The 7,259-nt window shown below is 61.9% G+C and carries 6 protein-coding genes; 5 read left to right on the plus strand and 1 reads right to left on the minus strand.

The window, feature by feature from the left end:
- Positions 1–6 precede the first annotated feature (6 nt).
- Genes C5J24_RS20780 through C5J24_RS20790 form a run of 3 tightly spaced genes read left to right on the plus strand, consistent with a single transcriptional unit; the run spans position 7 to position 3,533 of the window.
- Positions 7–1,860 carry a type I secretion system permease/ATPase gene (locus C5J24_RS20780; protein WP_105420555.1) on the plus strand — a complete coding sequence of 618 codons (1,854 nt, stop codon included), beginning with the start codon at positions 7–9 and terminating at the stop codon, positions 1,858–1,860.
- Positions 1,847–3,160: an HlyD family type I secretion periplasmic adaptor subunit gene (locus C5J24_RS20785; RefSeq protein ID WP_105420557.1), complete on the plus strand. Its 1,314-nt coding sequence runs from the start codon at positions 1,847–1,849 to the stop codon at positions 3,158–3,160. Before C5J24_RS20780 ends, C5J24_RS20785 begins: the two co-directional genes overlap by 14 nt.
- A gap of 49 nt (positions 3,161–3,209) precedes the next feature.
- A complete protein-coding gene (locus C5J24_RS20790) occupies positions 3,210–3,533 on the plus strand; it encodes a hypothetical protein (protein WP_105420559.1) in 324 nt (107 codons plus the stop codon).
- 152 nt (positions 3,534–3,685) lie between these two features.
- Here C5J24_RS20790 and C5J24_RS20795 read toward each other — a convergent pair whose 3' ends face one another.
- A complete protein-coding gene (locus C5J24_RS20795) occupies positions 3,686–3,988 on the minus strand; it encodes an HU family DNA-binding protein (protein WP_105420561.1) in 303 nt (100 codons plus the stop codon).
- A 198-nt stretch (positions 3,989–4,186) separates the two neighbouring features.
- On the opposite strand from C5J24_RS20795, the gene C5J24_RS20800 reads away from it, so the two are divergent.
- A complete protein-coding gene (locus C5J24_RS20800) occupies positions 4,187–6,310 on the plus strand; it encodes a ParB/RepB/Spo0J family partition protein (RefSeq protein WP_105420563.1) in 2,124 nt (707 codons plus the stop codon).
- A gap of 96 nt (positions 6,311–6,406) precedes the next feature.
- Complete coding sequence (locus C5J24_RS20805; RefSeq protein WP_105420565.1) at positions 6,407–7,063, plus strand: hypothetical protein; 657 nt, start codon at positions 6,407–6,409, stop codon at positions 7,061–7,063.
- Positions 7,064–7,259 lie beyond the last annotated feature (196 nt).

Genomic DNA, 7,259 nt, shown 5'->3' on the forward strand with positions numbered 1-7,259 from the left:
TCAGACATGTTTGGCTCATCCAAGCAGGTACCGTCGCAGCCTCGTGCTGCGGCGGTCACCTTCAATCTCAAGCACAGCATTATCGCGATTGCCATGGTAAGCGGGATGATCAATCTGCTGGCGCTGGCGTCGCCTTTGTTCATGCTGCAGGTCTACGACCGGGTATTGTCGAGCGGCAGCGTGCCGACGCTCGTCGGGCTCGCCGTTCTTGCGGCGGGACTTTATGCGTTCCAGTCATTGCTCGACATCCTCCGGGCGCGCGTGCTGTTGAGGATCGGCGAGCGGTTTGACGGACAAATGTCCCGCCGCGTTCATGACGCTATCGTGCGCCTGCCGCTTCTGACGCGGATGCCAGGAGACGGCCTGCAGCCGCTGCGCGATCTCGACAATGTCCGGGGATTTTTGGGCGGCGGCGGTCCAACGGCATTTTTCGACCTTCCATGGATGCCGCTCTACCTTTGGATCTGCTTCCTGTTCCATGTCTGGATCGGCGTCACCGCCCTCGTCGGCGCGCTCATCCTGATTTCGCTGACGCTCATCGGCAATGTGCTTTCGCAAAAACCGATCCGCGATACAATTACCCATAACATGGCGCGAAACGGTCTTATGGAGGCAGCCCGCCGCAATGCCGAGATCGTTCAGGCGCTCGGGCTTGGCAAGCGAATTTCCGCGCGCTGGCAAAGGACGAACACGGAATATCTTGCCGCCAATCGCAGAGCCGGCGATGTCGCGGGAGACCTTGGCGGGATATCGAAATCGCTGCGCATGGTGCTGCAATCGGCCATACTCGCGGTCGGCGCCTATCTCGTCATCGAACAGGAGGTCACGGCCGGGGTCATGACCGCCAGCTCGATCATGATGGGCCGGGCGCTGGCGCCGGTCGATCTTGCGATTTCCAGCTGGAAACCTTTCCTGTTGGGGCGACAGAGCTGGGCGCGCATTAAGGCGCTGCTGGCAATGCTGCCGGAAGCCACCTCCTTCATGTCCCTGCCTGCGCCGGAACGCCAACTGAGCATCGAGGGCGTAACGATCATCCCGCCCGGGGAGAAGAAACCGACCGTTACCAACATCGCGTTCACCGTAGAGGCGGGCAGTGCGCTCGGCATCATCGGCACCTCGGGTTCGGGAAAATCAACCCTGTCGCGCGCCATCGTCGGCGCCTGGCTGCCGGCCGCCGGAAAAGTCCGGATCGACGGCGCCAGCCTCGAGCAGTGGGACCGCGAGAGGCTCGGACGTCATATCGGTTACCTCCCGCAAGGCGTCGAGTTGTTCGACGGGACGATCGCCGAAAACATCGCCCGTTTCGAGGACGAGCCGGATCCCGCCGCCATTGTCGCGGCGGCCAGGGCGGCCGGCGCCCACGACCTCATCCTTCGCTTCGAGCGCGGTTATGAAACACCCATCGGTGAAGGCGGATCGGAGCTGTCGGCCGGCCAGCGGCAGCGCATCGGCCTGGCGCGCGCCCTTTACGGCGATCCCTTTCTGGTCGTGCTCGATGAACCGAATGCCAATCTGGACGCAGACGGCGAAGCCGCCGTCGTGCGGGCGATCGCCGCAGTGCGCGAGCGAAGAGGTATCGCCATCGTCGTTGCCCATCGTCCAAGCGCCATCGGCGCCGTTGATCATGTCCTGGTGATGGAAGACGGCCGACAGAAAGCTTTTGGTCCGCGCGACGAGATACTCACCAAGGTCCTGAAAGCGCCCCGGCCACCCGCACCGTCCGGCAACTGTTTCTTCTCGGCCCCTTTCGGCATATCGGGCCTGCGGCTGATCGCAAACCCGGCGCTTCCCGCCGCCGAGACTGCGGCTGCCGGCGGAAAAGATCATGCAGACGAGGAGGAAACCGATGTCCGACCTTGACCCGAGCCTTGGTGTCTCCCGCTCCATCCGGCTCCACCTGATCGCCGCCTTGCTGGCAAGTGCAGCCCTGGTCGGCGGGGCAGGGGCCTGGGCCTCCGTCACCAATCTATCCGGTGCGGTCGTCGCTTCTGGGCATTTCGTCGTCGATTCCTACGTGAAGAAGGTGCAGCACCCGACCGGCGGTGTGGTCGGCGACATCCGGGTGCACGAAGGGGACGAGGTGAAGGCCGGCGCCATCGTCATGCGCCTCGATGCGACCCAGACGCGCGCCAATCTCGCCATCGTGACCAAACGTCTGGACGAGCTTGCCGCCCGGCTGGCGCGGCTGGAGGCCGAACGCGACGATCTGGCGGCGATCGTCTTTCCCGATTGGCTGCGGGCACGTCTCGACAATGCCGATGTCGGCTCGGCGATCCACAGCGAAATCCGGTTGTTCGACTTCCGGACCCAGTCTCGACAAGGCAAGAAAGCCCAATTGGCCGAACGCATCACCCAGTACGAGCATGAAATTGAAGGCCTCAAGGCTCAGGAAGATGCATACCAGCAGGGGATCGAGGTTCTTGCCACGGAGATAGGTTCCCTTACCGCCCTCAGGCAAAAGGGCATCGTCTCGGATCAGCGCTTGAACAGCCTCAAGACGCAGCTTGCAACCTATGGCGGGGAACGGGGGGAAAAGATCGCCTATCAGGCGCAGGCGGCCGGGCGGATCACCGAGACGCGGCTGCAGATCCTCCAGGTCGACCAGGACCTGAAAACCGAGGTTGGCAGGGAACTGCGCGAAGTGCAGGCCCAGTTCGGCGAATATGTCGAGCGCAAGATCGCCGCTGAAGACGAGTTGCGCAGGATCGACATCATCGCGCCTCAGTCCGGCATCGTCCACCAGCTCGCCGTCCATACGGTAGGAGGCGTAGTCGCTCCTGCCGATCCGATCATGCTGATCGTTCCGGAAGGCGAGGACCTGGCACTCGAGGTGCAGATCGCGCCCAAGGATATCGACCAGATCCAGCCCGGTCACAAGACCGTGCTGCGCATGTCGGCTTTCAACTTGCGCACCACACCCGAACTGAACGGCTATGTCAGTCGTATCGCCGCGGACCTCACCGTCGACGAGCGCACCGGGCGATCCTATTATCTGGTCCGCATATCGGTGCCGCACGAGGAAATCAGCAAACTTGAGGGCCTGTCGCTTGTTCCCGGCATGCCGGCCGAAGCCATGATCCGGACCGGGGATCGCACCGCCCTTTCCTACCTGATCAAGCCGCTTTCCGACCAGATCAACAGGGCGTTCCGGGAGGAATGAGACCCTGCCGGCCGGGCATTGGCAATGACAATCAAAACGAGGACCATTGATGCAAGATACCGCACTCGCCCAGGAAAGCCGCACAAAGCGGTTGAAAGCCGCGACGCACGAAGCGCATGAGCAGCTCGACCGGTTCATCATGCGGGCGCGCCCCTTCGCCGACCGCGTGCGCTACGGCCGCTTCCTTGAAATGCAGTATTCTTCCATCGCGATCTCGACGCCTTATTCTTCAACCCCGCGCTTGAGGCGCTGTTGCCGGATCTCGCTGGTCGAAGAGGACCTGCGCAATATCGGGTCGTCGATCCCTAACGCAACGCGATCTGCCCTGTTCGTGAAAGAGCGGCCGGTCGAACTCGCACAGGCGCTTGTTTGACGTATGGAAAATCGGTTGGTCGGTCGACATTTTGGAAACTCAGATATCGCGCACGCGGAACCGGGCCACGTTTTCTCTTAAGCGCCTTCCGGCGCCAGTACGGGTTTCTGAAGGCGAGCCGCGCGTTACTGGACGACGCCGAAACTCCTGACTTAATCGCCGGAGATTGAGGTCCTGGCTGAATTCAACCGATCCTGCATCTCCTTGCCCGCCTTGAAGAATGGTACCCACTTTTCTTCGACAAAAATCGAGGCGCCGTCTCTTGGACTGCAGCCCGAACGGGATGGGCGGTTGCGATCGGTGAATACCCCGAACTCGTGGAGTTCGACTCGCCCGCTTTGTTCCAGGGTTGCTGCTATTTCGTCGAGGATCGTATCCACAATCCGCTCCGCATCGCTGTGATGGAGGTCGGGATTCCGACCGCCGATCAGGGAAACGAGCTCGGACGTTATCATTTATGACCTCATCGAAAATATGTGGTAGCCGCCTGAACAGGGATAAGAAATAGAGCGTAAAACAGGGCTGATCAACCTGGCACTGGAGGTGGCTCGCGGCGGGGTTCAAGAGCGGCTAGAGGGAGAGGAGGGAAGGGGGATTGTGGCGGGATAGGAGGCTGGAGAGAGGTTCCGGCCGGTCCGTCATGGAGAAACGACATGGCTCAGGCTATGGAAAAAATCACCCTCAGTGCAGCCCGGGATATTCCCTTCAACAAGCTGGTGCTCAGCCAGCAGAACGTCCGCAAGATCAAGGCGGGCGTGTCGATCGAGGACCTGGCGGAGGACATCGCCCACCGTGGTCTGCTGACCAGCCTCAATGTCCGCCCCGAACTCGACGACGATGGCAACGAGACGGGAATTTATCGGATTCCGGCGGGCGGGCGCCGTTATCGTGCCCTCGAGCGCCTGGTCGCGCAGAAGCGGTTGGCCAAAACCGCCGGCGTTCCCTGCATCGTCAGCAAAGGCGAAACCCTCGAAGTCGAGGACTCGCTTGCCGAAAACGTCCAGCGCGTGAGCCTTCATCCGCTCGACCAGTTCCGCGCTTTCCAGACCTTGCGGGAGCAGGGGCTCGGCGAGGAGGAGATCGCCGCGCGCTTCTTCGTTTCAGTCGTGACGGTCAGACAGCGCCTGCGGCTGGCTTCCGTCTCACCGCGGCTTCTCGATCTTTATGCCGAGGACGAGATGACGCTCGAGCAGATCATGGCCTTCTCGATCACCAACGACCACGTTCGCCAGGAGCAGGTCTGGGACACGATCTCGCGTTCGCATAGCCGCGAGCCGTATTACATCCGCCGGCTGCTGACCGAAACCGCGATCCGCGCCAGCGACCGCCGCGCCGTCTATGTCGGCATCGAAGCCTACGAGGCAGCAGGCGGTGTGACCATGCGCGATCTGTTCGACCAGGACCAGGGCGGCTGGCTGCAGGATCCGGCGCTGCTGGAACAGCTCGTGATGGAAAAGCTGAAAGCTGACGCCGAGGGAATTCGGATAAGCGAAGGCTGGAAATGGGTCGAAGCCGCCTTCGACTTCCCCTACGGCCACACGTCCGGCCTGCGCCGCTTCTACGGCGAGCAGGCCGAAATGACTGAAGATGAACTGGCACATTATGACGCCACCCGCGCCGAATACGACAAGCTCGACGCAGAGTATGCGGCGGCAAACGAATACTCGGAAGCGACCGAACAGAAGCTGGAGGAACTCGGCAGCGAGCTCGACCGGCTCAACGACCGTCCGTACGTTTTCGATCCGCAGGAGATCGCCCGCGGTGGAGTCTTCATCTCGCTCGGCGCCAGTGGCGAGCTCAAGATCGAGCGGGGCTTCGTGCGACCCGAGGATGAACCGAAGGATGAGACGGATCTGACGGATGATATCGGTGACGATCATGGCGCTCATGACAGTGCTCGCCCGGTAACCGGCGCCGGCGGGGAAGGCACCCAACCCGACGACGAGGACGAAACGATCAAGCCGCTTCCCGACCGCCTGGTTCTCGATCTGACGGCAGCTCGGACGATCGCTTTGCGCAACGCGCTGGCGAACAACCCCGTCATCGCCTTTGTCGCTGTCCTGCATGCCTTTGTCCTGAAGACCTTCTACGTCTACGGCTCGGATTCATGCCTGGAGGTGACGCTGCAGAGCGCTCGCTTCAGCCAGACGCCCGGCCTCGGCGATACGGTCTGGGCGAAGGAGATCGATCAGAGGCAGGAAGGCTGGGGCCAGGATCTGCCCAAGGATCCGAACGATCTGTGGGATTTCCTGATCAAGCTCGATGAGGTCAGCCGGCAGGCCCTGTTTGCGCATTGCGCCTCGTTGTCGGTCAACGCAGTGATCGAACCCTGGAACAAGCGGACGCGCGCCATCGCCCATGCCGAACAGCTGGCCAGCTCGATCGGCTTCGATATCGTGGAAGCCGGTTGGACGACGACCGCCGACAACTATCTCGGCCGTGTCACGAAGGCGCATATCCTGCAGGCGGTTCGTGAGGCAAAGGGGGACCAGGCGGCGGAACTGATCGGCCATCTCAAGAAAACCGACATGGCCCGCGAGGCTGAACGGCTGATGACAGGCAGCGGCTGGCTGCCGGAACCGCTCCGCATGACGAACGGCGAAGGCATCATCGATATCGACGCTGCCGGAGATGATGCCGTCGAGCCCGAGCAGGCTGAGACTACGGAAATTGAGGACCTGCCGGCCTTCCTGCTCGAAGAGCCGGAAGCATCGAGCGATGGTGCTGACGATACCGAGAGTGAGATCAACGACGAGCATCTCGCCGCCGCCGAATAGTGATCCGACCAGATTGACCCGATCGAATTTGCGGTCGGGTCTTCTTTCCCAACAGCCCGGCCATTGCGCCGGGCTTTTCCGTTTCAGGAGGTACCTATGCCTGACTTCACCATCGAGACCACCTATCACCTGCCGGTCTTCCGGCATCGCACCTATGAAGCTGACACGCTGGACGAGGCGTGCCGTGCTGCCATCGAGGATGACAGTTGGGATATCGCCGAGAAGGACTTCGATTCCTCGGGCGCAATTCATATCACCGGCATCTGGGACGGCGCACATGCGGCCTATGCGGGTCCGCCGATCCAGATCCCCCAGCAATTCGATGAACCTGTCCAACGCCGGGCGCGTCATTTCGAGATCCTGCTCGGACTGCTGAAGATCCTGTTCGATGACGTCCGCGCTGCCCGGCCACCGTCGCTCGATTGGCTCGTCCGATCTGCCTGGGCGATCGCCCGAGGAGAAGCCATTCTCGCCGGAGACCCGGGTCCTGAGGAGCCGGTCGACCCACCAAAGCCTTCCCACGTCCTGGTCAGGCTGCAGGAGGATCGCGTGCGCGACGCAATCACCGCCGTGCTCCAAGTCGACCCGAGTTTCAAAACTGTACGGCCCGAGGCGGTGACCGACGATGAGGTTCACGCCGCCTGCCTGTCAATCGCCACCACGATGGATTTTTCAGACATGGTCGGAAACGCCGAATTCCAGGCGGCGCTCTTGGCAATTCGGTCGGCGCAGGGCCGGCTGGCTTCCGATTGATCCCTCTTCTCAGCATCCTTCTCAACCTCACCCGGCCATCGCGCCGGGTTTCCGCTTTTAAGGAGACAATGAACCGCCCCGGCTTGGCCGGAGACCCCAACTCGTGAGAAGTAGGGTCTATGACAAGCAAGACGACGAACAAATTCTCTCCTGAAGTCCGCGCCCGCGCCGTTCGGATGGTGACGGAGCATGAAGC

Source organism: Neorhizobium sp. T25_27 (assembly GCF_002968565.1).
In the GTDB taxonomy this organism is placed as follows: domain Bacteria; phylum Pseudomonadota; class Alphaproteobacteria; order Rhizobiales; family Rhizobiaceae; genus Neorhizobium; species Neorhizobium tomejilense.